This window comes from Spirochaetaceae bacterium, assembly GCA_009784515.1.
Classification (GTDB): Bacteria; Spirochaetota; Spirochaetia; order WRBN01; family WRBN01; genus WRBN01.
Window position 1 is genome coordinate 1 of the sequence record WRBN01000019.1, and the last position, 23689, is coordinate 23689.

The window sequence follows — 23689 nt, forward strand, 5'->3', positions numbered from 1 at the left end:
AACTCGGCCGGTAGCCCAAGGGCTGGCCACGCGCCTTAAAGGCTTGCCATCAAGCCTAATTAAATTGTCATTAGCTATAATTACTTCAATTTTGTTACCAACAAAACCATTAAAATTATCAACTAAAGTAACAATATAACCTTGTTCAGTTACCTCTGCGCTACCTAAAACGGCCCGATAAACTTCGCCCGATGCCCAAACTACAATATTACTTAAATGAATTTGGTGAACACCAAGCATACCATAATTAAATTGTTCATATATATTTACTTCTGGGTTGTAAAAAGCCGGTTCGCCGTCTGGCATAAAAAAATTTAATCTGGTCTGAAACCAAGCCGCTTCGTTATCGGCAGGCAGTTCCAGCCAAACACCAATAAGGGCTCTGCCCAGCTCTGTTAATTGCTCCGGCGATAAATTGGCCAGCGGTTCAACGGGCGGCTCATCTATAATGGGCTCTGCCAACGAAAGAGGTTGCTGAGCCATAACACTTATAGGAGCAACTTCTTCTGCTCTTAGTACTTCTAGCGCCTCAACGGCCGTTTCGTTCCCGCCGCAAGCAATCAGAGTAAAAATAATTAATAACCATATTTTTGTTAAAGATTTTAAAATCATTCAAACTCACCTTCTTTAGCTAGCCGGGCAAGGCCAATTAAAAAAATGGCCGGTAAATATTTATCATAATTTCTTTTATTAAATAAAGTAGTAATAATGGGGATAGTTAAGATGGCAGTAATACCCAAACCGATAGGTCCAAAAAAGATGCCGGCAAAGCGGCTTAAGCCGGCCGCCGCCGCTACCGTTAAGGTTTTACCAAAAAGCATAGCGTTAATTAAGCCGGCTACTCGTACCAATAGCAAGCCAAAACTAGCCCCCATAATGGTACGCGCCGCTACCAATCCGCCTTGTATTAAGGCTGCACTCACTTGACCGGCCAAATCGGTATCAACACCTTTGTGTTTTAAAAAATCATCGATATTTTTGGCAAACTCCTTTTGCGTAGCGTTATCCATCGTTTTAATAAGGTTATCCATCAGGCTTTCGGTAACAAAACGCTCACGCTCGTAAGCGCCGGCTAAAGTATTCGCTTTTTCTTTAAAGTTAGGCTTTTTTAACTTTAAAGGCTTAAGAATGGTCTTTTTAATAATTAAATCTAGCTGCTTACCGTAGCTGCGCGGGTAACCTTTTAGCCGGTCGGCAAAACCAACACCCTCTTTAAAGGCAGCGTAAAGGTAGCGCGCTACCGTAGCCCCGCTTACCTTGTTGCCAAAAGTGGCCAACTGAAAATCCGACTCTACCAAACGGCCGGCCTCTTGCGGTAAATCTTTACCATAAGTAATAATAGCCCTAAGCATACCGCGCTCGGCCGGTTGCATAGTGTTTACAATAGCAAAGGCTTGTAATAAATTGGGGGACACAGCCATTTTGTTTACTCCTATCGCTGCTGCCATAACCTGCACTTAAAAGGCGTTATAGCTTGTAGTTATTCCTTGACAAATAATAGATGGTTATGTTATATTTAACTTATAAAAACTGAGGCTAGCTGATGCTAACCTCAGAAAATTTAAGGCTATACGTTAATATAACCTTTGTACGACTACGAGCATGAAGATGATGACTAACAGTGCTCGTAGTATTTTTTTGCCTACGTACATTTTGCTTACCTCCTCAATAAAAATTGAAGCGGTACGCGGCTATTCGCCATTTGGCCTTTATAGGCTTAATTATAGTTTAGCACATAAAAATTATTTTAACAAGCTGGCAGCGGCTTACATAGCGGTTCTATCTCTTTTTTTGTAAACGGTTAAATTAATACTCCAAACCCGGAAACACCAGCTGCACTATGCGCAGTAAATCTTGGTCCCCATACAAATAGTTAAAAATTAAAGCGTGGGTTAGCACAAATTTTACATAGCTGCGGCTTTCGTTAAAAGGTACGGCCTCTACGGCTAGTTCGGGCGGTAAATCGGTAAAGCCGCGCAGCCAAGTACGGATACGGGTGGGGCCGGCGTTATAACCTAATAAAATACGCCAAAGCCCCTCGCCATCTAGGCGCGGTTCCAGCCAGTTAAAGTAGGCCGCCCCAAAACGTAAATTGGTTAAAGGGTCGGTTAAATCGGGGTTGGTAATACGTACCAAATGGTTCATATCACCGGCGGTACCGGTCATTAATTGGGCAAGGCCGATGGCCCCGGCGTGCGACCTAATTTCGTGCATAAAGCCCGATTCTTGGCGCACAAGGCCAAACATAATATCTATATCTACACCGGCTTCGGTGGTAGCGTACAGCATTTCATCAAAGTAAACGCGTGGGTATAAAATGGTGTAATCGGTAAAATTAGGAATAAAATCGGCGCGTAATCTGGCGCGTGTCATAGCGTTAATGGCCGCTAAAAATTGTTCTTGCTCGTACAAAGCTAAAGCCGTTATCCGCAAGCCATCGGTGGTAAGGCTATCGCGCCTAGCATTAAAACGGCTGGTTACGGCAGCGCCAATATCGCCGCGTAAATTAAGGTCGTAATAAAAAAAGCCTAAGGCATAAAGGTCTAGGCTAATGGGCAGCGGTCCATGAGCGTTACGGGCAAATATTTCGCGGCTCAGGCGGCCGGAATCGGCCGGAACCGGCACAATCGCCGTGCTAACATCAAAGTGGTAAGGAATATTATTACGAGTAATGCTGCGCAGCGGAGCCGGAATTTCGCCTAGTAAAATGTGCGATAAAAACGAGGCATAACTAAGCGGATTGGCCTGCGCCCCAACAAGCATATTACGGTAAAGGCGGTAAAGCCTTGCTTCTTCCTCCGCCGGTGTTTCTACCTCGTACATAAAGTAAACCTCTATGCCGGCACGTATGGCGCGGGCTAAAGTGAAGGCAAAGTTGCCGCGCACTAGGGGCGAGGCATGGTTTTGTAAGGCCTCTGTATAAAGGCGGTAAATCCCTCTAAAATTACGCGCCTGCACCAGCTGAGATAACAGCCCGTTTAAAAAAACATCGTAAAAATTAGGGTTATGCCATAAAGGGGCAAAATTGATAAGTTCATCAATGACTAAATTAAGGTTAGTCGTATTAACGGTACGATTAGCCTCAAAACGGTTACGCAAGGCAACATCACGCTGCTGGTTACTTTGGCCAAAGTTAAAGGCCTCGCTAAAATGTAAATGGGCGGCAAAGTGATTACCGGCTTGCCTTTCGATTAACCCTAAAGTTAAATAAGCTTGATAGAGCGCCGCTTCGCTACTCAAGTTAGGTGTTAAGCCGGTAAGCAGCTGCCTAGCCCGGGCCAAATTACCGGAGCGGGCGCTAAGGCGGCTATAATTTTGTAAAATGGCCGGAAAACGATTAACTAAAACATCATTACCCTCTATAAAGTTAGATAAAGCTACAAACGAAGCCGCCGTATTATCGGCCGTAGCCGCGATAACCCGGTAAGCCTCGATATGAGGCCACTCACCTATATCCTCGATAAGCTGTAACGTTTGTATAGTTGCCGCCGTAGGGATAAAGTTAAAAAAGAAGTTATCGATACTTTGCGGCGCTAAATCCAGCATAGCGGCATTAAGAGCGCTAAGCCGGGCGTGGTTAAACTCGATAGGCCATAGAGTAAAACTGCTATGCGGTATAGCATTTAAGGCCTGCAAACTTTGTTGGTAGTTACCTTCGCTATGGTAAAGCGCCGCTTGTAAAAAGAGTAAAGGCACACTGGCGTTATCTACCCATAATAGCTGGCTTAAGTTATTAATGAGCAGGCTTTGCTCATCATTGGGCGGTAAATCGTTACTTATAACTAGCTGGGCGTAACGTAAAGCGGCCCATTCTCTAAAAGCATTACCCTCTGTTATTTGGCTGGCCAATAAGCGTAAAGTTAAGTTAAGTTTACCTTCATGCTCGCTTATATAACTGTAGTAATAAGCCGCTCCCAAAGCATGACCATGCAGCATTGCCACTATATCGTCATCGTGGGTATTAATAAAAGAATACCCCGAACGTATAGCAAAGGTAAGGGTGGCTCTATCGCTTAGAGTAAGGCTAGGTATATCGGCGGGGGGCGGTACATCATCGGTACAGGCTATTAGCGAAAGAAAGAGTAAAGCTATTATTTTGTTTTTAAGCATAAGCTTATTATGACTAAAAAAAGCATTTTGGTCAATATCTTAATAGGCATATAAGTACCTATAGTTAGGGTAAAACTTAGTTACACAAGGTAATAGTTATGACGATGCCCTTATTATAGCGCACATAGTGTTTTATTTTTTAATAATACGGAAAGCTTGTTCTTGTAAGTGAAAGGTTATCTTGAGGTTGTAAAGTAATAAGAATTCGGTTATCAAGCGGCTCTACTTCTAAATTCTTCAAAGGCATTCGCATAAGAGGATTATTATCTATAACACCTACATATTCTATTTTATACGTTGTCGTATCGTTATTATCTATATAGATAGATAATAAATTATTATTATAAATAATTTGAAAAGCGCCTGTTACTGCACCATAAATATCATCTTTACTCAAATCTTCTTGTTGGCAATCCAATTTTAACATTACCCTATCATTAAATTTTAAAGTTACACTATGCTCTTTATTATTCAATAACTGAAAATTAAATCTACTCAAAGTAACAGAAATGTTACCTAAGCAAATACTCATACCGTTATGAACGGTTACTCCTCCACCAGCGCCCGGTGTTAAATAAGCAGCTAACCCGTTTCTATAACTCTTACTCGTACAGCTCATTACTCACCTTTTTTTCGGCACAAGTACTCAATTTCATCAGCTCTATTCATTTGCTCAATTAACTGGTTACTAACGTCTACAAATTTCTCGGCATAAATACCTATATCTTTTTTTATGTCTACAGCTTTAATAAAACCAGCTTCTTCTTCTAAGGAATAAATATATAAATCTTCCTCATTAAGATAAAGGCTTAGTTCTTCTTTGTATTTTTCGTATTTACTACCTAAAACATTCCTAACTTTTGCATATTTTAAAAATAAATTAAATAAATTTAAAATATAAGAGCTATGGGTGCTTATATATATACGTAAAGGTGTTTTTTTTGTTTGATATTCTAAAAATACAGTTACAAAGGCCTTTAAAAGCTCTACGCTACCGCTGGGATAAAGATAATTACCTAATTCTTCTATTAAGCTTATAAAAAAATTATAATCTCGTTGCTCATTCTCTAAATTTCTAATTAAATTATTCAATAAAACAATAATAGACAAATTATCTCGCTGTCCAGAAGAAGCTTGTGTGATTAACATCTCCTTATCTTTAAATGTTTTAATAATAACTTTATTATTCTCGTTTACTCTATAACTCTTCACTTTAAGCTCTGTAGCTAGCTTTTCTAACAAAGAAGAAATCTTTACCTCTGAACGGTTGTTACTATCTATGCTAATAAATGAATTACTATTTTTTCCTCTTGCATTAAGGTTATCATAGTAGCTTTCGTGCTCACTTTCTAAAAATACACCTTTCTCTCTAATATCATTTTTTAAGTTAATAAATTTCCAAACCGATTTACAGCTAGAAACATCAAGCAGATACTGATAGCTTTCAAAATTTATAGACTTCTCTTCGGCAGCGCTAATTTTACTGCTCTTAATTTTAGCCTCAATACCATTAATAATTGATTTTAAATCGGCCTCTTTAAATAAAGAAGTAGTGGTAATTTTCTCTTCTTGACATTTTAATTCCCATCTAATTTCCTCAGTACCATTTTTTAAACAACTATAAGTAATGTCAAAATTTTTTTTATATACATCAGATGCTTCTTTAGAAGCCGGAAAAAATTTAATAAATTCTTGATGTAATAAATTATCAATACGTTCTTGTAGTTTCTTATTTAAATCTTTTTTACCAAAATGAATATAATCGGCTGTAGCACCTTCTATAGCAGGTTCAAATACACGAGGAAGAATATGAAAAAATGACAATAACTTAAATATAACTGTTTTCCCTACAGCATTACTACCCGTAAGGCAATTAAAACTACCAAAAGATATTTTTGTCTTTAGATTTAAAAAATTGTTAATAATTAACTCTTCTTTATAACTATCAATGAAGTCAAATTTTTGCTGACGTTCACTCATTTTTTTACAGCCCCTATTGTGTATTAGATGAGATTTAAAGTAGTCTACTTATTTAATATTATCACGAATTAAAGAATAAGGCAAGTTATTATTTATTTGGGGAGTTGATTTTGACCACTCCCCCGCTAAAATTGCCATTTGACTAACGGCCGGCTTTAAGCTATAATAGTTGCCACTATCAAAAGTAACTAGGAACAGCCGTTGGATAATTTGCGCATCGCCATTGTAGGTAAGCCTAACGTGGGTAAATCTACCCTCTTTAACCGTCTTTTAAAAAAACGTATCGCCATTACCGACCCTATAGCCGGCGTTACGCGCGATGCCATTAGCCGCAGCTTAACGCTTGGCGCAAACCAATTTGCTTTAGTAGATACCGGCGGTATCCATACCAGCGAAAGCCCGCTGGAAAGATTAGCCATTAAACAAAGCCTTAGCCAAATAGACAATGCTCACTTAATTTTACTGGTAACCGAAGCCACCGGCTTAACGGCCGATGACTATGAGCTTATCAATATCTTACGCGGTAAAAACTTAATTTTAGTGGTTAATAAATGTGATAGCCCCGAAAAAGAACTTTACGCCGCCGATTTTTATGCGCTGGGCTTTAAAACCATTTTTATTTCGGCCGAACATAATCGTAATATCCCGGCATTAATCAGCTTGATAGAACAAGCGGCTAACGATGATAAAGGGTTAAATAATGCCCCTGTCATTGTGAATGATAATAACGAATTAACCGCCGATAACACCATTAAAATAGCCATTGTGGGTAAGCCTAATGTAGGTAAATCTAGTTTAGCTAATGCTTTGTGCGGGCAAGATAACAGTATCGTTAGCAGTATTGCTCATACTACGCGCGATACCGTCAGTTCGGCCTTTACTTTTAACGGCCAAGATTTTGTTATTTTAGATACCGCCGGCCTGCGCCGGGCCGCTAAACTTAAAGAACGGCTGGAATATTTTGCCGTTAAACGTACCGAAGAGGCCATTGCCGCCTGCGATGTAGCTTTACTGGTGCTGGATAGCAGCGAAGAGCTGAGCGACCAAGAAAAAAAAATTGCCGATAAAATAGTAGAGCATAAAAAACCTTTTTTATTTGTGCTTAATAAATGGGATTTAACCAACCCGCCGGTGCAAGATGGCAGGATAATAACCGATAAATTATTAAAAGAAAAAATTGATAAATTTAGGTTTTTATTTCCGGTAACTAGCCATATTAAATTGGTAGCAGTTTCGGCTTTACAGCAGCTGGGGTTTAGCAGTTTGTTAAAAAATGTTGTGGCTTTAAATAACCAAAACAAACGGCAAATTAACGACCACGAGCTAACTAAAGCTATGCACGAATGGGTGCTGGAGCGTAAAGCCGCCCAACGCGGCAGCCGTAAAACCGATTTTAAAAGCTTAAGGCAGCTGGCTGTTAAGCCTCCTTTTTTTATTTTACGCGCACGCGGACAAGTGGACGACCATTATAGCCGTTATATAATTAAAAGAATACGCGACGAGTTTGGCTTTAGTAATGTAGCGATAGATTTAAAGATAGAGCAATTTTAGCGGGAGAGATAAAACAATATGAAAAAAATCTTTTTTCTTATTTTAGTTGTATTAGCAAGTAGTAGCTTTGGCCAAAGCCTAGAGCACATTAGCGAACGCTTATTTTTGCAGCGCTCCGGCTTTATCGAAAATTACGAAATTAGGCAGCAGCTGCGGCATGTAATAGAAGCTACCAGCTTTGAAGCCGTTGATATGCCGGCCCGCCTTTATCGTCAGGCTACATCGGGCACCAATGTCGAACTTTCGGTTAGGCGCGAAAGCGAAAGTTTTAACGTTATTTTTGCCAACCAGCTTTTTAGCGAACTGGCCACCGGTTTTAGGGCTTATAACCGCGGGAATTATGTTTTTCGTAAACATATTACCACCGGCCGCCTCGAAAATATTCGCATCTTTTTACAAAGCGGGGCCGGGAGCTTTATCGATGTAAGGCCCGGTACAGATGGCCGCTCGGTGATGGACGTTTTTTTATTTAACACCCCTATTTACCGGAATATTCCCGTACCTTTAGGCATAAATGTGGTGGCTTTAAGCCCTTTTGCCCGTTTAATAGCGGTAACTAATAATAATATAGATTGGCGGGCTATCATTAATGATGGCGGCAACGCCGAGCAAATGCGGGTGGCCGCTATGTCGGCGGCTATCCGTCCTTTTTTAGCCGAACTGGCGGCACGCGATACCGAAGATGGGGCGCAAAATAGCGCTGGTAATTTTATTTTTATTAACGATGGGGCCTTACAAAGCAGCCGGGCCGGTGGGTTAGATGGCTTTAACTGTTCGGGCTTTGTAAAGTGGGTAGCCGATGGCCTTATCCTTCCTCTTACCGGCCGTTTGCTCGACCCCGAAATTTTAAAAATTCAGCCGCCTATTAGCGAACGCGCCTTTTCGCCGGCTTTAAATTTTCCCGAACGCGACCCTTTTTTTGGCCTAGACTGGACACGTAATTTAGCCCACGAAATTAGACGTGCCCAGTTTCCGCAAGCGCGCAACCGTTTAGGCCAAAGCGATGTTAATGATACCCCCTTTACCGCTTTTTTGAGAGATATTGGTTATAGCTTAGCCCAGCTGGAGTTAGTGCTTTATCTAGAAACCATTCGTAACCCCGGCCATTTTTATTTTGGTTCTATTAACCAAGAATTTGGCAGTAACCCGGTGTTACGGCAACATATTCATACGGCTGTTTTTTTCCCTTACTTTAATGAACAAGGTGAATTTGTGATAGAAATGTACGAACGTAACTGGCAAACTAACCCCGATTCGTTACGCAGCCGTTATAGCGGCGCTTTTGTCTTTCTTTCACGCGTACGCGCCAGCGATAATTTTAGATTACCGGCTATATAAAGGAGTTAAGCGCTATGTCTCATAATCTGCAAATTTCTACCTCTTTGGGTGATGTTATCATTACCGATTTTTCTTTTAAATCGCGTTCCGAAATTAAACATTATGCGCATAGCACCGGCTTTAACCATCATGAAGATGACGAAGCCACTTTGTATTGCCGTATATTATTGCAAAACAGCTGTACCTTAGAGGACGGCGAAGGGCTTAATAACGAACAGCTGGCTAAACTTAGCATTAAAGAAATTGCCGATTTTGCCGCTATTTATTATCACGGTATTTTTAGCGAGGCTAGCGAAGAGCCCGATTATATTAAGGCTTTATACGAATATATTGTTAGCCTAGAGGTTCATTACAAAAAGAAGATGCGGGTTATGCACAGCCCTTTCTCGGAAGAAACCACTATGAGCAGCCTCTCAAGTATGGAATCGCACCAAAGCGCTTTGCGCGAAATTTGGGAAAACGAATATGTTAAAGACGAAAAGCTTAGCGTTAGCCAAAAAATCCAGCAGCTGCTTAAGTTAAAAGACCAATTTGAAGATACTTCGTCTAAACAAGCCCCTAGTAAAAACTCGCAGGAAGTTACCTTACTTACCGAAATTATTCACATTTTACATGAGCGCAATACCAGCGAATTTAAACGCTCTATCGAAACTAAACGGGTGGTAAACCGCAACTTAATTTTTATTTTAACTAACCTCTCACTGGCCTCAATCAATTTAACTTTTAATATTTTAAGATTATTTAATATCATCAATTAAGCTATTTATTAAGGAGAACTTAAAGAAATGTCGCAAAATTTACGCTTTTATAGTTCGGCCGGAGAATTATTAATTGCCAATTTTTCTTTTCATTCGTTATCCGATATAAAAAGTTATGCTCATAGCGCCGGTTTTACCCACGACAGCGATGACGAAGCTGCTTTTTATTGCCGCATGTTGTTACAAAATAGCTGTACCATCATTCATAATAACGAACAACTTAATAATAACCAACTAGCCAAACTTACGGCGGCCGAGCTGGAAGATTTTGCTTATTTTTACTACTACGGTATTACCGGCGAAGTAGCTAAAAAACCTAGCTATGTTCATAATCTTTATAATCATATTTTACGGTTAGAGGAGCATTACCGTAAAAAAATGCAAACTATGCACAGCCCCTTCTCTAAAGAAACCACTATGGCCAGCCTTTTTAGTATGGAGGCCAGCCAAAATATTTTACACGAGTTTTTAGAAGACGATGACACTAAAGATAAAACTTTTAATACCGGCCAAAAGATTAAAGATTTATTAAAAGATAAAATAAGCGATAAAACCCCCAGCGGCTCCAGCGCGCTTAAATTAGAGATGATTGCCGAAATTATCCATATTATCAACGAGCACGGCAACGGCGAATTTAGGAGGTCGGTAGAAACTAAACGGGTATCTAACCGCAACTTTATTATACTGGCCTGCATTACTACCTTTAACGTTATTAATGTAACTTTAATTATTTTAAGGTATCAGGGTATACTTAGTTGATAGTTACGGCCGCTAACCTTAGTTTTAGCTACGAGCATTTAATTTTAAATAACCTTTCTTTTTCTTTACAGCAAGGCGAAACTTTGGCTATTATCGGCTCGTCGGGCGTAGGCAAAAGCACTTTGCTTAAAATTATTGCCGGCTTACTACCGCCTACCGGCGGTGATTTATTTAATAATGCTAAAAAACCTATCTATGTTAGCCAAGAAGATTCGTTGTTAAACTGGCTAACTATAATCCAAAATGTGGCTTTGCCCTACACCATTAAAGGCGAACCTTTGGCTAAGATAAAAGATAAAGCTTTAACTGCTCTTAGCTTAGTGGGCTTAGAGGGTTATGCCGATAGCTACCCGCACCAATTATCGGGCGGTATGAAAAAACGGGCCGAGCTGGCCCGCGCCTTAGCTTACGAAGGCGATTTAATTTTGCTAGATGAACCTTTTTCGGCCCTAGATATTTTAAACCGCGAAAAATTAAATGTTTTAGTGGCGCAGCTAACTAAACAAACAGGCGCCGGCTTAATTTTGGTAACCCACAGTATAGATGAAGCTTGTTACTTAGCCGATAAAATTCTTTTGCTTAATAGCCCGCCGCACAGCGAAGAACTGCTTATTAACGATAAAGCCGGCAATAACAGTGATGATTTTATTTTAAGTGAGCAAAGCCGGGCCAACAGTAATCATTTACGTTTAGCCTTAAAAAACAACAATGAGGCCATTAAAACCGCTAAAACCCCAGCTAAAAATGTGCTATTTAATAAATTTAAGCAGCTGGGCTTAGCGGTTATTAGCTTAATTACCTTTTTATTAGCGATAAGCTTAGTTAAAACTGTTTTTAATATCCCCGATTTTTTACTGCCTTACCCCGCAACTGTGGCCCGGCTTTTCTTTACCACCCTCTTTAATGGTTTTATCTTTAAAGATTTATCTTACACCATAATGGCCAGCTTAGGCGGCTTTGGTTTAGCTTTGCTGCTGGCTTTACCTTGCGGTTATACTATTGCCCGTTTTAAACCCCTTAAAGAGCTTTTACTGCCCCCCTTAATTGCCGCCAACACCATACCTATTGTGGCTTTAGCCCCCTTTATTGTTATGTGGGTGGGACTTGGCTTAACGCCTAAAATTATTACGGCAGCTTTAATTGTTTTTTTTCCTATCCTCATTACCTCTATCACGGCTTTTAGGTTGGCACGCAAACAAACGGCAATGCACCTCTTTTTTTATAAACCTAATCTTTTACGCGGTTTATTTTTGCTAGAACTGCCGGCCAGCTTGCCCACTATCTTTAGCGGCATTAAAATTTCGCTGGCTACTTCGGTAGTTGGGGCAGTTATCGGCGAGTTTATCTCCGGCGCCGATGGACTAGGCAGCTTGCTCACCATTGCTAAAGCCAGCTTTAACACCCCGCTGATGTTTGTGGCTTTGGTATGGCTGGTTATTTTAGGGCTTACCTACTATGCCGCAGCCGCGCTGCTGGAGAAATTATGCGTAAAATAATGATTATCCTGCTGTATTTAGGTTATTACCTGTTAGTCTATAACCCGCTTTATGCCTTATTACCACAGGAAGAATTTACTTATGACAACGCAGTCGTGATTGGGTCCATCATTTTTACATCAATTAATTTTTTGGTGTGTTTACTTTTTGTCTTTAAATTAAAGGTAAAATTTGGTAAGATAAGCTTTAAAGTTATTTTACTAAGTTTATTATTGTTCGTTTGCTTATTGGCTATCGGTATATTATTTGCTTTAATTATGCAGGCCGATATTACTTATAACGTTAGCAGCAATGTATTTTTATTATTAATTTTTTGTTTGCTTATAGGTTATAGCGAAGAACTCTTTTTTAGGGCTATCCCCTACCACCTGCCCTTGGCAAATACTTGGGTAAAAATGACGCCGGCTTTAATTCTTTTTGCTTTGGCGCATAGCGGCGATGGCTTATTTACCGTAGTTAATGCCTTTGTTTTAGGGGTGCTCTTTACCTTTTTTTATTTACGTTTTAAAAATGTGCATATTGTAGCTTTAGCCCACAGTTTATACAATTTTTCAATTTTCTCATCGGCTTTATTAATTTAGTAAATGCCGATATAATAGCTATGTTACTAGAGATATTGCAAACCATCTTTATGGTGGCCAGCCGGCCGTTAATTATTATTTTTTATATAGGCCTTTTAATTATTTTTGCCATAGTAATTAAAATTGGTAAACCGAAAAAGAAGTTTAACTTTAAGAAGATAGATGGTTTTGGTAATGTAGGCGCTAAACTTAAAGCAAGGGCCGGCAAACTTAGCCGTAAACCGGCCGATAGCCCGCCGCCGCCGGAGGCTGCCCCGCCGCTGGAAGAAGACGAAGACGATGAATAAATAATAAAGTACCCCGCCTTACAGAGGCGAGGTATTAATTACTGTAAAAAATAAGAAATTTTTTTATTCTTTAATTAATTTAAGTGCGTTTAAGCTGCGTAGCGGTGGCCAGCATGTTATCGCTGGTTTGTACGGTGCGGCTGTTAAATTCGTAGGCACGCTGAGCGACAATTAAATTAACCATCTCTTGGATAGATGATACCGCCGACATCTCTAAAAAGCGGTGCTGTATTTGGCCCATACCGTCTTGGCCCGGTAACCCCATAATAAATTCGCCGCTAGCAGTACTTTCGGTAAAAAGGTTTTGCCCTACCGCCGTTAATCCGGCCGGATTGACAAAACGGTAAAGTTCTAGCTGGCCAACCACCACAGGGTCTTCTAAGCCGGGCAGCCTTACATTAACCTCACCTTGTGTGGTAATATTAATAGTTTCGCGGATAAAGTTTTCGGGAAAAATAATCTCTGGCTGCACGCGGTACCCTTGATTGGTAACCAGTTGGCCGTTGGCATCTACATTTAAGTTGCCGTCGCGGGTGTAAGCTAAGCTGCCGTCAATAAGTTGCACGCGTAAAAAACCCTCACCGGTAATGGCTAAATCCATTGGGTTACCGGTGGCTTGCAACGAGCCTTGATCAAACATACGCTGGCTAGAGGCTACTTTAACACCATGCCCTACCTGCGTAGGCAGCGGGCGGCTGGTTAAATCGGTCGCCGGGGTACCGGCAATACGCTGGGTTTGGTATAGTAAATCCTCAAACTCGGCGCGCATGGGCTTAAAGCCTGTCGTATTAACGTTGGCTAAATTGTTAGCGATAGTATCTATATTAAATTGCTGGCCATTCATGCCGCTGGCACCGGTCCAGAGAGAGCGCATCATAAGGGGTAATCTCCTACTTCTGTTATTATCGGGCTATTTACAATTAGCCTTTAGTTTGCTTTAAATGTAAATATGTTTCTTCTCTTCATCAATTTTAGGCAAAGCTGCTAGGGTTAAAACTAGTACACCACAAAGGGCCATATCCTCCGCTATAACATCAATTATCTATAATATTTTGATATTAAAAATAATTAATCTCTTTACCACAAACAATTTACGTATTAAATCAATTATAAGTATAAAATATTAAAAAAATAGTATTGATATTCCTTAATTATCGAGGTAAGATTTCATTATCGGCAAATATAAAAAATACTTGAGAAATTTTTAAAATTAAAATTAAGGAGAGTAAAAAATGAAAAAAATTATAACTACGCTATTGCTGGTAGCTTTTGCCTTAACAATGACGGCTTGCGCCAGCACTAGGGATAGAAGAAACTTTAACACGCTTGACAGAGAACTTACCGCTCGGCAAGCTCTTTTTTTAAGCAGCGGCGGCTTGGTTACCAACCCGCATTATATGCAAAGTTTTTTACTACAGAACGCTGCCAAAGAGGCTTCTAGGATAAGTGATTATCAAATAGCTATCAATTTATTGCTTAGAGCCTTTGTCGAGCTGGAGGCTGCTATCAATAATCTTCCAAATTCTAATACTCTTCCGCTTATTTCGTTAGATGCTCAAGAGCTCCTCCGTGAGCTGGAAAGAGCTCAAAGAGAATTTTCACGATAATTATAAAGGAGTTATATAATGTTTAAAAAAATTTTATTATTAGCAATTTTAATTTCATTTTCCCTGCCTGCAATAGCCCAGTTACAAAACCCTAACCAAAATAATAGGGCTAATAATCCCGATTATTTACGCAGCCTAGAGCTACGCCAAAGAGCCATTGAGGCCCTTGAAGCCGGCGAACATGCCAGAGGGCTTGCTTTAATAGTGGAAGCCACCTCCGCCTTGCAAGCTGCCGAACGTTTTTACGACCCGACACGCGGCGACGCTTTAACTAAGCTAATTTGCCTTACCGAAGTTTGGCAGCGCGAAGCTATCTCGCGTGGTTTGCATAGAGGAACTAATGCTGGCCTTTTTAACCGTATAGAAGAGATAACAGCTGCGGCTAGCCACGCTTTTGAACGTGAGTGGTGGCAAGAAAGTGTTACACACAGCGGAGAAGCTTTAACGCTATACCGCCAGTTATTTGGTTTGGGCAGTAATTTTGATTTAGCCATCACCTACATCGTACAAAGAGGCGATAGTTTATGGCGGATTGCCGCCCGCCCCGATGTTTACAATGACGCTCGGGCATGGGGGCGACTATGGGAAGCTAACCGTAATAGCCGATTACATTATACTAACAGCCCGCACCTTATTCACCCTGCTACAGAATTAGAAATACCTCGCTAGCTTTATAAATTTTTATTGATAGATAAACATTTTAAGCCTTCATCAATTTTGATGGGGGCTTTTCTTCGGTTTTTATCCGTACATTAGGCCCGGCACCTCTTACCTCCTTTTTAAACGGCATTCAATAAAATATTATGCGGTATTACATAGAAATATTTCTCACATCAAACATAATTTTGTTATAATACTTTCAACTCTTAAATATTGCATTTTATAGGTTGACAAGGGGTGATTTTAAGTATATAGTTTTTTAAAAAAGGAGGTAAAAATGCTTTCGGCAAAAGAAAAAGGTAAAGATATAACTAACACTTGCGAAGATAGTTTAACATCATCGGTATTTGATGGTTTATTACTGCTGCCCGATGAGGTATTTTGGCGGCTGCTTAAAAAGGCTTGTCCTACCTTGCCTGATGAGGCGGCTGTTTTAGAAGATTATAGCTTTTGGCCAAAATATGCTACCGATGAAATTGAAGAGATACCCAATGAACATTTTGTTGAACCCGACTTGGTGTTAAACTTTGAAAGCTTCGATTTAATTATTGAGGCCAAACGCTGGGACGGCGCCGGGCAAAACCCTGAGCAATGGCAGAACCAGCTATTAGCCCATCGCTTTCACCTAGAAGATGATGAAAAAGAGCTGTATTTACTGGCCATTGGCGGTGTAGATAAAAACGAAATTGTAAAGCTTGATATTGATAACGAAGATGATGAACCGTATACCATTTTTAAGTACCATTGGAAGAGCTTACTTGAGGCTATACACCACGAACTAGCAAATACTGAAGAAACCCATAACCAAAAATTATTTAACTATATTATACGCGCCTTTGCTTTGCACGGTCATATTTTTGTTAAAATAAAATATTTTGATGAAATTTTAGAGCAAGCTAAAAGTTACCGGCCAAATTTTACTGCCAGCTTAAATATTTTAAATAACTGGAAGATACCTAAATCTACTATCTTTCTTAAATCAAACTTTCGTAAATTGCTGGAACCGGCTAAAACTTATAAAACTCATTTTATAGAAAGTTTTAACACTTTAAATAATTGGAGGATTGTTTAATGGATAATAATAATAATAATAAAGATTTTGAAGAAATGCTTTGCGATGTGCGTAAAAGCTTTAGGTTGTTACACCAATATAACGAACGTGTGCTAGATTTAATGCGTTATATTGGCAGCCAATTTGGGGCGGTAGCCGGTGGTTACCCTCATGCTTCAGGCCCTTGCCCAAAAGGTGGTAAAGGCATTGAGCGTTGGGCATGGGATTGGCTTAATATGCATTTTTATGAGTTTCATTTTGCTAATGCTGCCGTACCTTTTTCTGTTATGTTACAAAGTGATACCGGCACTTATGACAGTAATGTTGATTGGAATGACATACCTAACTTTGATGAGGTAACGAAGGCCCAAACACGGCTTATTTTTATTTCAAGCAGCAACCCAGATGAATACTGGGAATTTGGTGAAATGCTTGAAGATGGAGATATTATGTACAAAAACTTAACAGGTAAAGGCAAAGTTGTAAAGGCAGAAGACAGCGAAGAAAAGATGTACCTAATGGCCTTTAACCTAGTGGATTTTGCCGATAAAGCTAGCATAGATAAAACTTTACAAAAATGGCTTAAATTTTTAAATGATAACGGCGAGACACAGCTTACCTTACACGAAAGTTAAATTAAAAAATACATAACCAGCTAAATATAAATATCTTTCTCGCCCTCATCAATTTTGGTGAGGGCTTTTTTGGTAACCTCTTTTATTTTTTCTTCTTTAATTGTATCAATTATTTTTTCATAATAATTATCATTTACAAGGCCATTACTAAAACTTTTTTCATATTCCTTAAAGGTCATCAGAGCATTAGAGGTGCAAAATTTTTCAATCTCCCCGCTTTTAGCCATATTCATAAAACTTTGGCCGGTACGTTCACGGCGGTAACAGGCGGTACAAAAGCTGGGCAAATAGCCCTCATTACAAAGGCCGGCTACTACCTCATTTAAAGTACGGTCATCGCTGGTGGTAAATTGGCTGGTATCTCTTTCGCGAACCCCGCTGTAACCGCCCACATCGGTGCTGCTGGCGGCGCTCATTTGGCTAATACCTAATTGGAGGGCCTTTCGGCGCAGTTCTTCCGTCTCACGGGTAGAGAGGATTAAGCCGGTATAAGGCACAGCCAACCTAATGACGGCGATGAGCTTTAAAAAATCGTCATCGTTTACTAAATAAGGAAAATTTGATAAATCCATACCTTTAGCCGCCTTAAGGCGCGGTACACTGATGGTATGAGCGCCGGCGCCAAAATCTTGTTCCAATATGTTACTGTGGTTGAGCATAGCAAGGGTTTCGTATTTATAATCATACAAGCCGTATAAAACGCCTAAGCCTACGTCATCTAGTCCGGCCGTCATCGCGCGGTGCATGGCGGCGGTGTGGTAGGCAAAGTTGCCCTTTGGCCCTTTGTGCATGGCCTCGTAGGTAGATTGATGATAACTTTCTTGAAACAAGATATAAGTGCCAATGTCGGCCTCTTTTAATAATTTATACTCTTCCACACCGGTGGCGGCAATATTTACGTTAATACGGCGCAGATTATGGCCGTTATAATTGACGCTGTAAATAGTTTTAATAGCCTCTATTATGTAATTGATGGGCACATTGATAGGGTCTTCTCCTACCTCTAGGGCGATACGTTTGTGGCCCATCTTGAGTAGAGCCAAAGTTTCGGCTTTAATCTGCTCCATTGTTAATTTGACACGCGGCATAGCTTTATTATTAACGCTGTAACCGCAATAGGCGCAGCTATTGACACAGTAATTGGCTAAATAGAGCGGCGCAAAGAGCACGATGCGCGGGCCGTAAATTTTTTGCTTAACTTTTTTAGCGGTGCTGAACAGTGCCTCACGTTGCTGTTCAGTATTAATATGCAGTAAAGCGGCGGCCTCTGTTAAGGTTAGCCCTTTGCCTAAAGCGGCTTTAGCTAACACGGTTTCTATATTTAAATTTTGGCCAGCGGTTAGGGCTTGGTTCATTAAGCTTTCGTTAGCGATGGCTTGGGTTATATGCTGCTGGTTCATGGTGTTTCCTTTAATTAACTCTATTATTCTTATAGTTTTTAGTAATTAAATTTATTTGCTCACAAATACTCTTGACAAGATAAGGGAATAAAATTATTGTAAGTTTATAACCCTTAATAGGCTTTGGTAAACAGAACGCCAAATTATAAGGAAAAATCTTTATAAGGAGGTGAAAAATGATGGCTGTAAATAAAATAATACGAGCAGTCCTGTTTACGCTGTACTTGCTCGTATTTATACAAAAGCTGTATTAAACATACAGTCTGGCATTTCTTAAGGTGGTTACAGCCACCTTAAGTTTTTATACCTACATAGTACCTTGTTTTTTAATTAAAGTCAAGTAAAAATAATAAGTGATTATTCCTTTAACCTTCATTATAGAAAGAGCTATCAATTTCTTCTCCTAATTTGAATGGTAACTTCCACTTTCCATAAGCTATATATTTTGTAGTCCCCATTAATCTGTCAATCACATGCTGCCTATCCCAAACTGCGGTTAATTCCATTCCTTTACATTTTTTTTCAGTAGCCGGTGTAATTTCACCACGATTATAGATGGAGAATTTGCCGGTAAAAATATCTTTCATGTAAGTTGGCAGGCCCCAAGCATCGGCGTCATTTTCAAAAGGAATGTTTCCTACCACAGGCCACACACCATCAGTAAGTAAGTCGGCGTATACGCATACAAAAAAATCATATTCATCGTCTTTTTTAGGAATTTCATTCAAGTTATTGGCTTTTTTTTATAAATGGCCAAAACACCCTCTTTATACATCCTTCCAAAAACATAAGTATCATTAGGGAGTGTTATAGCATAAATATTTCCTAATTTTCTTTTCTTTACCCCTTTTTTTATTTTAACTCCTCCCCATAATTCCCCTGCGTCTCACTTACCGTGCGGCCCAGCGCGGCCAACATAGTAGTAACCTTAGCTCGCCGTTCAGCAATGCTAAGCTCATCACTCTTACGCGGGTACAAAGCGTATAAATTTTCATAATTGGCGGGCTCGGCCTTTTGCATAAGCACGTTGGCGCCGCAGTCCATTGCCTGTTCAGGGCTAGGTAATAAGCTTAACAAAGCGCTGGTAGCGGGGATTAAAGCCTTTGGGCACAACAACCTCGCCAGTGCCATCGCCCGTTTAGTTAAGCCCACATCACCATTGGGGTGGCCGGCTAGCGGTGTGCCCGGCCCGCTAATAAATACGCCAATACTTATCATATTAAAATTATAATTTTGAAGAAACAGAATATCGGCAGCAATATCGGCTAGCGTTTGCTCGGGTAAACCGATGAGAATGCCGCTGCCCGTTTGGTAACCTATCTGCATTAAATTACGCGCGGCCTGTAATCTATCACTTAATAAATCGCCATGATGAAGTTTTTTATACAGTTCAGCATTACCTATTTCATGTTTGAGTAAAAAACGTTTGGCGCCCGCCTTAAACCACGCCTCATAGTGGCTGTATGGCCGCTCGCCCACACTAAGGGTGATGGCTGTATCGCCATACTTTTGGGTTATTTCAGCAATAATCTCGGCTAAATACTCTTTGGTATAACTTTCATCTTCCCCGCTTTGCAGCACAAAGGTTTTGTAACCGGCTTTAGCTGCACTATCGGCGGCAGAGAGGATTTGTTCTTTGGTTAGCCTAAACTTAGGTAGCTTATCGTTACCAAAGTTAATACCGCAGTAAACGCAGCGGCACTTGCAGTAGTTAGAAAACTCGATGACGGCGCGCAGCTGCACGGAGTTACCTACATAGTTGCGGCGTACCCGTTCGGCGGCGGCAAATAATAAATCTTGTTCGGCTTCGTTAGCTAATAAATATTCTATTCCCGCTGGGGTAGCTTGGTGAGTGGTTTCGAGCTGAGTGAGAAGTTGTTGTATGTTCATTTAACTAATTATATACCAAATTTACTTCTTTAAGCAAGCAGAGTATAGCTTTAGTTTATTTCTGTAATTCACAATGTTACGTATTCTTTCTTATATCCCTAACAAATTGAGTGATAACTTGTTAAGATTTATTAGGATTGTACAGCCAGTTATTATCAAACTTCAGTTTTCATTTCACTCTTTCAAGCTCCGCTAACCATAATTAGCGGTAGTTCAGAAATAATATGATTAAAGATAATACAAAAGTAACGATACTGTCTTTACTTTAGCGTTATCACAGGGTATAATAATATTAAGAGGTATCTATGGCAACTACTAAATCAAATATAAATGTAAAAATTGATGCGGCAGTTAAGGAAGCGGCAACACTGCTTTTAGAGCGTATGGGTATTGACCAGACTACAGCTATTGATATGTTTTACAGGCAAATTATAGCTGAACGAAGGTTGCCCTTTCAGCCTATAGTTGCTGCTACGGTAGAGGAACAGCTTACAGCAGCCATCACAAAAAAAATATCCCCAGAGTTAGGCTCGAAGCCGATGATAATGGTTCTGCCATTGTAGATAAAGATAAACACCCCGAAATTTATGATTGGGCGGTGAATGGTTAATGAACCCTTACGACCTTTGATTGGAAAGAAGCAGGATTAACAAAACCTTCTTACATAGACATTGGCAAAATCATTGATTTGCCGATAACGGCTGTTTTGCCTACACCTATCGGTAAGTTATCTAAAAATGATTTAACCAAGCTACTTAATGCCATCAATGAGTATCATAATAAAGGAAACTAAAATGACTACGGAAGCGATGACTCTTGATAATTTTGAAAACTATTTTAGCGCTATCGTTTTACAGCGAGCTCTGGGTTATTTTGAAGCAGGTAAAGTTTCATCATTTGAAGAGGAAGCGAAAGGTCAGTGGCTTGCCGAAGTAGATGGCAACGAAATTTATACGGTTAAGGTTATCTTCGATAATGATAAGATTGTAACTCTAACCTGTGATTGCCCCGATGATTTAAATCGCCACTGTAAACATGTTGGGGCATTACTCTTTGCTTTGCGTGAAGAAAAAGCGAACGCCAGCCGTAAACCTAAAGCGGCTAAAAAAATCAAACTAGAGACGGAACTGCCTAAACTTTCAAAGGAAGAACTCATCGAAATTCTTTTAAACTTTGCAGGAAGAGATAGGCAATTTAAAAGTGAGCTTGTATTGAGGTTTGCTGATAACACCGACATCATCGAAGAGTCTCGTAAACTCATTAAAAAATCAATTAACGCTGCTAGCCATCGTTATGGCTTAGAGAGCAGTGATGTTGGCAAAGCGTTAAAAGGGGCTAAAAAGGTCTTAGCCCTAACTGATGAACAGATAACTAAAGGCAACACTCTGCCCGCTGTTCAGCTCTGTTTTGTTGTACTAGAAGAGACCATCGAGTTATGGGAAGATGTGGGTTATCATAATAATCATTTTGAATATACCATCAAAGATGCTTTAGAGAAATTAACTAAGGCGGTAGAGGCTATACCCTCAAACCATCAAGAGAGTTTTAAAGTTTTTAAGCTCATCTTTGACCACGCTTTGAGTAAACTCTATGATGAGGCAGAGTATAGTGCCTTGCGTATGCAAATTTTAGCCGCCACCGTGCCGCTCTGTGCCAACGCTGCCATTAAAGAGAAGCTCATGACCTTTTTAATTACTAAAACTACTTTAAAAGAGTATGATAACAGGCATTATTGGCGGGCAGCTCAGGAAATTATGGTAGAGGTAATGACCCGTTTTGGTAGTAGGGAGGAAGCTACTTTATTTATTGAGGCTAACCTTGATAATGAAAAACTCAGAAGAATAGCGGCCAGTAAAGCATTAGAGAGCAAAAATTACAGTAGAGTTATTGAGTTATCTTTAGCAGCGGAAGCCGATGAAGAATTACAGCCAGAGGTTAAAATTTTGTACAAAGGGCTGCGTTATAGAGCTTATGAAGGGTTAGATGATAAAGCAGCACAAATAATTTTGGCTAAAGAGCTTTTGTTAGCAGGGTATTTTGAATATTTTACCAAGTACAAGACATTGATTAAAGTTAAAGAATGGCCTTTATTACGAAAGGAGTTACTATCTGCCATCAAAAAGTTAAAAGATGATAGCGATTACACTTGGTTTAAATACTCGGGCACAGAACCGCTTTATACGAAGGTTTTAATAGCTGAAGAAATGTGGCGAGAGCTTTTAGCTTACTGCGATAAAAATAAGGGTTTTATTCCTCACTACGCCCACTTACTATTACCCTATTATTCCGACGAAACAGAGAGTATTTTTACCATTTATATTTTAGAGAGTGCTCAAAAAGCTAGTGATAGAAAGCGTTATAAAGCGGTAGTGGAACTTGTTAAAAGCTATCAAAAAACCTTTAATAAAAATGCCGTTGAACTTTTAGAAAAACTTCGTAAAGACCATGCGAGACAACCCGCCTTTATTGATGAGTTAAGTAAGACTAAGGCTGGTAAAGCGGCGAAGAAATAAAAAGAGGAGTAGTTATTATGGGAAAAGTTTATGCTTACGGCGATGCTTCAAATACGGCAACACGGGTCTTTTTAAGTGAGTTTTCTAAACAATTTAATACATTTTTTGGTGTTAGGCATAAAATTGAAACTTTAAAATATTTTGATTATCAATGCCCCTATTCTGGGGAGAGTATAGACGGCAGTAATTATATTGAAGACCATATTATTCCTTTTAACAAAGGTGATTGTGGTTTGCACCTTTACGGTAATGTTCTTTTAGTAACAGCAGAAGCTAATAAAGCTAAACACAGTAAACCGTTAGCAGAAATTTAAAAAATTATCCAGAAAGATTAGAAAAAATACAACGTTTTATAGAAGAAAGTGGCTATAGGAATATTCATCTTCAATATAATGATCTATTAAAAATTCATTGAAAAAACTTTATAAAAAAATTGACCGAATGCTTAAAGAGGATTTGGAAAAGTTAATGGCAACAACAACTATAATAAAGTTATCACCATAATCTGCAAAACTCTCCGAGAGTTTCAGTATTTTCTCATCTTCCATATTCGCTGAACCATTATCAAGTATACAAAGCCGAAAGGGTTTGCCGTTGTGGACGTGGTAAAGGAATACGTTTTACTTTATAAATGTTATCGCTATCACCCAACATTTTTTCATAAAGTCTAGCTATATATAAAAGTAAGCGTATAGGCATATTATCATTAATTGTAGATTGATGCTCAATCAGTACCACAAGCTTGCCATCTACCTCAAAGGATATATCATTAACTCTATCCATAAATAGGACATCTTGTAAGGTGTTAATGTTAATTTCAGTATCGTTATCAAACTTGACACCTGTTAAAGCAAAATAAAGTTCTCGTAGTTTATTCTATTCACTAAAGAGTAGATTAAACATACTGTCTTTATAATAGACCTGTTCTAAAAATAAATATGATATAATGAAAGAATAGGCAGTGTTCCTGCTAACGTAAAGCAATAAAGATTAAAGCTAATTGAATAAAACCAACAAACATTCTATCTAGCTTATCATAACGAGTGAAAATTCGTCTAAAATCTTTAAGTTTA

General features: G+C 39.4%; 25 protein-coding genes. 14 read left to right on the forward strand and 11 right to left on the reverse strand.

Annotated features, from left to right (window positions below; all coding sequences use genetic code 11):
- The 5 genes from FWE37_03505 to FWE37_03525 form a co-directional block, all read right to left on the reverse strand.
- Positions 1-612 (reverse strand): hypothetical protein (locus tag FWE37_03505; protein MCL2520059.1); only part of this gene is annotated, 612 nt, incomplete at its 3' end.
- Positions 609-1448 carry a hypothetical protein gene (locus FWE37_03510; protein MCL2520060.1) on the reverse strand — a complete coding sequence of 280 codons (840 nt, stop codon included), beginning with the start codon at positions 1446-1448 and terminating at the stop codon, positions 609-611. The genes FWE37_03510 and FWE37_03505, both read right to left, overlap by 4 nt.
- Before the next feature lie 358 nt (positions 1449-1806).
- Positions 1807-4110, reverse strand: coding sequence for a lytic transglycosylase domain-containing protein (locus FWE37_03515; GenBank protein ID MCL2520061.1), 2304 nt, complete (start codon positions 4108-4110; stop codon positions 1807-1809).
- A 139-nt stretch (positions 4111-4249) separates the two neighbouring features.
- Entirely contained in the window at positions 4250-4729 is a 480-nt protein-coding gene (locus FWE37_03520; GenBank protein ID MCL2520062.1) for a hypothetical protein, read from the reverse strand.
- Complete coding sequence (locus FWE37_03525) at positions 4729-6090, reverse strand: ATP-binding protein (protein MCL2520063.1); 1362 nt, start codon at positions 6088-6090, stop codon at positions 4729-4731. The genes FWE37_03520 and FWE37_03525 overlap by 1 nt, the downstream gene beginning before the upstream one ends.
- Before the next feature lie 201 nt (positions 6091-6291).
- Here FWE37_03525 and der point away from each other — a divergent pair, with 201 nt between their 5' ends.
- Genes der through FWE37_03560 form a run of 7 tightly spaced genes read left to right on the forward strand, consistent with a single transcriptional unit; the run spans position 6292 to position 12860 of the window.
- The gene (gene der / locus FWE37_03530) at positions 6292-7641 is read left to right on the forward strand and encodes a ribosome biogenesis GTPase Der (protein ID MCL2520064.1); all 1350 of its coding nucleotides are present in this window, start codon (positions 6292-6294) and stop codon (positions 7639-7641) included.
- Between the two features lie 18 nt (positions 7642-7659).
- A complete protein-coding gene (locus FWE37_03535) occupies positions 7660-8979 on the forward strand; it encodes a hypothetical protein (protein ID MCL2520065.1) in 1320 nt (439 codons plus the stop codon).
- A 14-nt stretch (positions 8980-8993) separates the two neighbouring features.
- Complete coding sequence (locus FWE37_03540; GenBank protein MCL2520066.1) at positions 8994-9737, forward strand: hypothetical protein; 744 nt, start codon at positions 8994-8996, stop codon at positions 9735-9737.
- Positions 9738-9764: 27 nt separating this feature from the next.
- Complete coding sequence (locus FWE37_03545) at positions 9765-10496, forward strand: hypothetical protein (GenBank protein MCL2520067.1); 732 nt, start codon at positions 9765-9767, stop codon at positions 10494-10496.
- Complete coding sequence (locus FWE37_03550) at positions 10493-11992, forward strand: ATP-binding cassette domain-containing protein (GenBank protein MCL2520068.1); 1500 nt, start codon at positions 10493-10495, stop codon at positions 11990-11992. The genes FWE37_03545 and FWE37_03550 overlap by 4 nt, the downstream gene beginning before the upstream one ends.
- Positions 11980-12573 carry a CPBP family intramembrane metalloprotease gene (locus tag FWE37_03555; protein MCL2520069.1) on the forward strand — a complete coding sequence of 198 codons (594 nt, stop codon included), beginning with the start codon at positions 11980-11982 and terminating at the stop codon, positions 12571-12573. The genes FWE37_03550 and FWE37_03555 overlap by 13 nt, the downstream gene beginning before the upstream one ends.
- Positions 12574-12593: 20 nt before the next feature.
- Positions 12594-12860 (forward strand): hypothetical protein, encoded by a 267-nt coding sequence (locus FWE37_03560; GenBank protein ID MCL2520070.1) that lies wholly within the window; start codon positions 12594-12596, stop codon positions 12858-12860.
- Positions 12861-12939: 79 nt separating this feature from the next.
- Here the strand turns inward: FWE37_03560 and flgG are convergent, their stop codons facing one another.
- The gene (flgG, locus tag FWE37_03565; GenBank protein MCL2520071.1) at positions 12940-13737 is read right to left on the reverse strand and encodes a flagellar basal-body rod protein FlgG; all 798 of its coding nucleotides are present in this window, start codon (positions 13735-13737) and stop codon (positions 12940-12942) included.
- A gap of 355 nt (positions 13738-14092) precedes the next feature.
- Between flgG and FWE37_03570 the strand changes: the two genes are divergently transcribed.
- From FWE37_03570 to FWE37_03585, 4 genes are all read left to right on the forward strand, one after another.
- Complete coding sequence (locus FWE37_03570; GenBank protein ID MCL2520072.1) at positions 14093-14467, forward strand: hypothetical protein; 375 nt, start codon at positions 14093-14095, stop codon at positions 14465-14467.
- An 18-nt stretch (positions 14468-14485) separates the two neighbouring features.
- Positions 14486-15136: a LysM peptidoglycan-binding domain-containing protein gene (locus tag FWE37_03575; protein ID MCL2520073.1), complete on the forward strand. Its 651-nt coding sequence runs from the start codon at positions 14486-14488 to the stop codon at positions 15134-15136.
- Between the two features lie 268 nt (positions 15137-15404).
- Positions 15405-16199: a hypothetical protein gene (locus tag FWE37_03580; GenBank protein MCL2520074.1), complete on the forward strand. Its 795-nt coding sequence runs from the start codon at positions 15405-15407 to the stop codon at positions 16197-16199.
- A complete protein-coding gene (locus FWE37_03585) occupies positions 16199-16813 on the forward strand; it encodes a hypothetical protein (GenBank protein ID MCL2520075.1) in 615 nt (204 codons plus the stop codon). Before FWE37_03580 ends, FWE37_03585 begins: the two co-directional genes overlap by 1 nt.
- 20 nt (positions 16814-16833) lie before the next feature.
- Here the strand turns inward: FWE37_03585 and hydG are convergent, their stop codons facing one another.
- The 3 genes from hydG to hydE form a co-directional block, all read right to left on the reverse strand.
- Positions 16834-18213 (reverse strand): [FeFe] hydrogenase H-cluster radical SAM maturase HydG, encoded by a 1380-nt coding sequence (gene hydG, locus FWE37_03590; GenBank protein ID MCL2520076.1) that lies wholly within the window; start codon positions 18211-18213, stop codon positions 16834-16836.
- Positions 18214-18578: 365 nt separating this feature from the next.
- Positions 18579-18941 carry a hypothetical protein gene (locus tag FWE37_03595; protein MCL2520077.1) on the reverse strand — a complete coding sequence of 121 codons (363 nt, stop codon included), beginning with the start codon at positions 18939-18941 and terminating at the stop codon, positions 18579-18581.
- Positions 18942-19065: 124 nt separating this feature from the next.
- Positions 19066-20103: a [FeFe] hydrogenase H-cluster radical SAM maturase HydE gene (gene hydE / locus FWE37_03600; protein ID MCL2520078.1), complete on the reverse strand. Its 1038-nt coding sequence runs from the start codon at positions 20101-20103 to the stop codon at positions 19066-19068.
- 305 nt (positions 20104-20408) lie between these two features.
- Here hydE and FWE37_03605 point away from each other — a divergent pair, with 305 nt between their 5' ends.
- The 3 genes from FWE37_03605 to FWE37_03615 all read left to right on the forward strand — a co-directional run bounded on the left by FWE37_03605 (position 20409) and on the right by FWE37_03615 (position 22930).
- A complete protein-coding gene (locus FWE37_03605; protein MCL2520079.1) occupies positions 20409-20666 on the forward strand; it encodes a type II toxin-antitoxin system RelB/DinJ family antitoxin in 258 nt (85 codons plus the stop codon).
- A 231-nt stretch (positions 20667-20897) separates the two neighbouring features.
- A complete protein-coding gene (locus FWE37_03610) occupies positions 20898-22616 on the forward strand; it encodes a hypothetical protein (GenBank protein ID MCL2520080.1) in 1719 nt (572 codons plus the stop codon).
- Between the two features lie 17 nt (positions 22617-22633).
- Positions 22634-22930: an HNH endonuclease gene (locus tag FWE37_03615; protein MCL2520081.1), complete on the forward strand. Its 297-nt coding sequence runs from the start codon at positions 22634-22636 to the stop codon at positions 22928-22930.
- Between the two features lie 250 nt (positions 22931-23180).
- Here FWE37_03615 and FWE37_03620 read toward each other — a convergent pair whose 3' ends face one another.
- Both FWE37_03620 and FWE37_03625 read right to left on the reverse strand, forming a co-directional pair.
- Positions 23181-23399, reverse strand: coding sequence for an Rpn family recombination-promoting nuclease/putative transposase (locus FWE37_03620; GenBank protein ID MCL2520082.1), 219 nt, complete (start codon positions 23397-23399; stop codon positions 23181-23183).
- A gap of 187 nt (positions 23400-23586) precedes the next feature.
- The coding region (locus tag FWE37_03625) for an IS5/IS1182 family transposase (GenBank protein ID MCL2520083.1) at positions 23587-23689 on the reverse strand (103 nt) is incomplete at its 5' end.

Excerpts from the sequence above, each read along its gene's own strand:
- FWE37_03520 (MCL2520062.1), bottom strand. The coding sequence starts at position 4,729 with ATGAGCTGTACGAGTAAGAGTTATAGAAACGGGTTAGCTGCTTATTTA.
- FWE37_03585 (MCL2520075.1), top strand. The coding sequence starts at position 16,199 with ATGGATAATAATAATAATAATAAAGATTTTGAAGAAATGCTTTGCGAT.
- FWE37_03515 (MCL2520061.1), bottom strand. The coding sequence starts at position 4,110 with ATGCTTAAAAACAAAATAATAGCTTTACTCTTTCTTTCGCTAATAGCC.
- FWE37_03575 (MCL2520073.1), top strand. The coding sequence starts at position 14,486 with ATGTTTAAAAAAATTTTATTATTAGCAATTTTAATTTCATTTTCCCTG.
- FWE37_03510 (MCL2520060.1), bottom strand. The coding sequence starts at position 1,448 with ATGGCAGCAGCGATAGGAGTAAACAAAATGGCTGTGTCCCCCAATTTA.
- FWE37_03535 (MCL2520065.1), top strand. The coding sequence starts at position 7,660 with ATGAAAAAAATCTTTTTTCTTATTTTAGTTGTATTAGCAAGTAGTAGC.
- FWE37_03580 (MCL2520074.1), top strand. The coding sequence starts at position 15,405 with ATGCTTTCGGCAAAAGAAAAAGGTAAAGATATAACTAACACTTGCGAA.
- flgG (MCL2520071.1), bottom strand. The coding sequence starts at position 13,737 with ATGATGCGCTCTCTCTGGACCGGTGCCAGCGGCATGAATGGCCAGCAA.
- FWE37_03525 (MCL2520063.1), bottom strand. The coding sequence starts at position 6,090 with ATGAGTGAACGTCAGCAAAAATTTGACTTCATTGATAGTTATAAAGAA.
- FWE37_03560 (MCL2520070.1), top strand. The coding sequence starts at position 12,594 with ATGTTACTAGAGATATTGCAAACCATCTTTATGGTGGCCAGCCGGCCG.
- FWE37_03620 (MCL2520082.1), bottom strand. The coding sequence starts at position 23,399 with ATGGATAGAGTTAATGATATATCCTTTGAGGTAGATGGCAAGCTTGTG.
- FWE37_03555 (MCL2520069.1), top strand. The coding sequence starts at position 11,980 with ATGCGTAAAATAATGATTATCCTGCTGTATTTAGGTTATTACCTGTTA.
- FWE37_03545 (MCL2520067.1), top strand. The coding sequence starts at position 9,765 with ATGTCGCAAAATTTACGCTTTTATAGTTCGGCCGGAGAATTATTAATT.
- FWE37_03605 (MCL2520079.1), top strand. The coding sequence starts at position 20,409 with ATGGCAACTACTAAATCAAATATAAATGTAAAAATTGATGCGGCAGTT.
- FWE37_03570 (MCL2520072.1), top strand. The coding sequence starts at position 14,093 with ATGAAAAAAATTATAACTACGCTATTGCTGGTAGCTTTTGCCTTAACA.
- FWE37_03610 (MCL2520080.1), top strand. The coding sequence starts at position 20,898 with ATGACTACGGAAGCGATGACTCTTGATAATTTTGAAAACTATTTTAGC.
- hydE (MCL2520078.1), bottom strand. The coding sequence starts at position 20,103 with ATGAACATACAACAACTTCTCACTCAGCTCGAAACCACTCACCAAGCT.
- FWE37_03615 (MCL2520081.1), top strand. The coding sequence starts at position 22,634 with ATGGGAAAAGTTTATGCTTACGGCGATGCTTCAAATACGGCAACACGG.
- hydG (MCL2520076.1), bottom strand. The coding sequence starts at position 18,213 with ATGAACCAGCAGCATATAACCCAAGCCATCGCTAACGAAAGCTTAATG.
- FWE37_03540 (MCL2520066.1), top strand. The coding sequence starts at position 8,994 with ATGTCTCATAATCTGCAAATTTCTACCTCTTTGGGTGATGTTATCATT.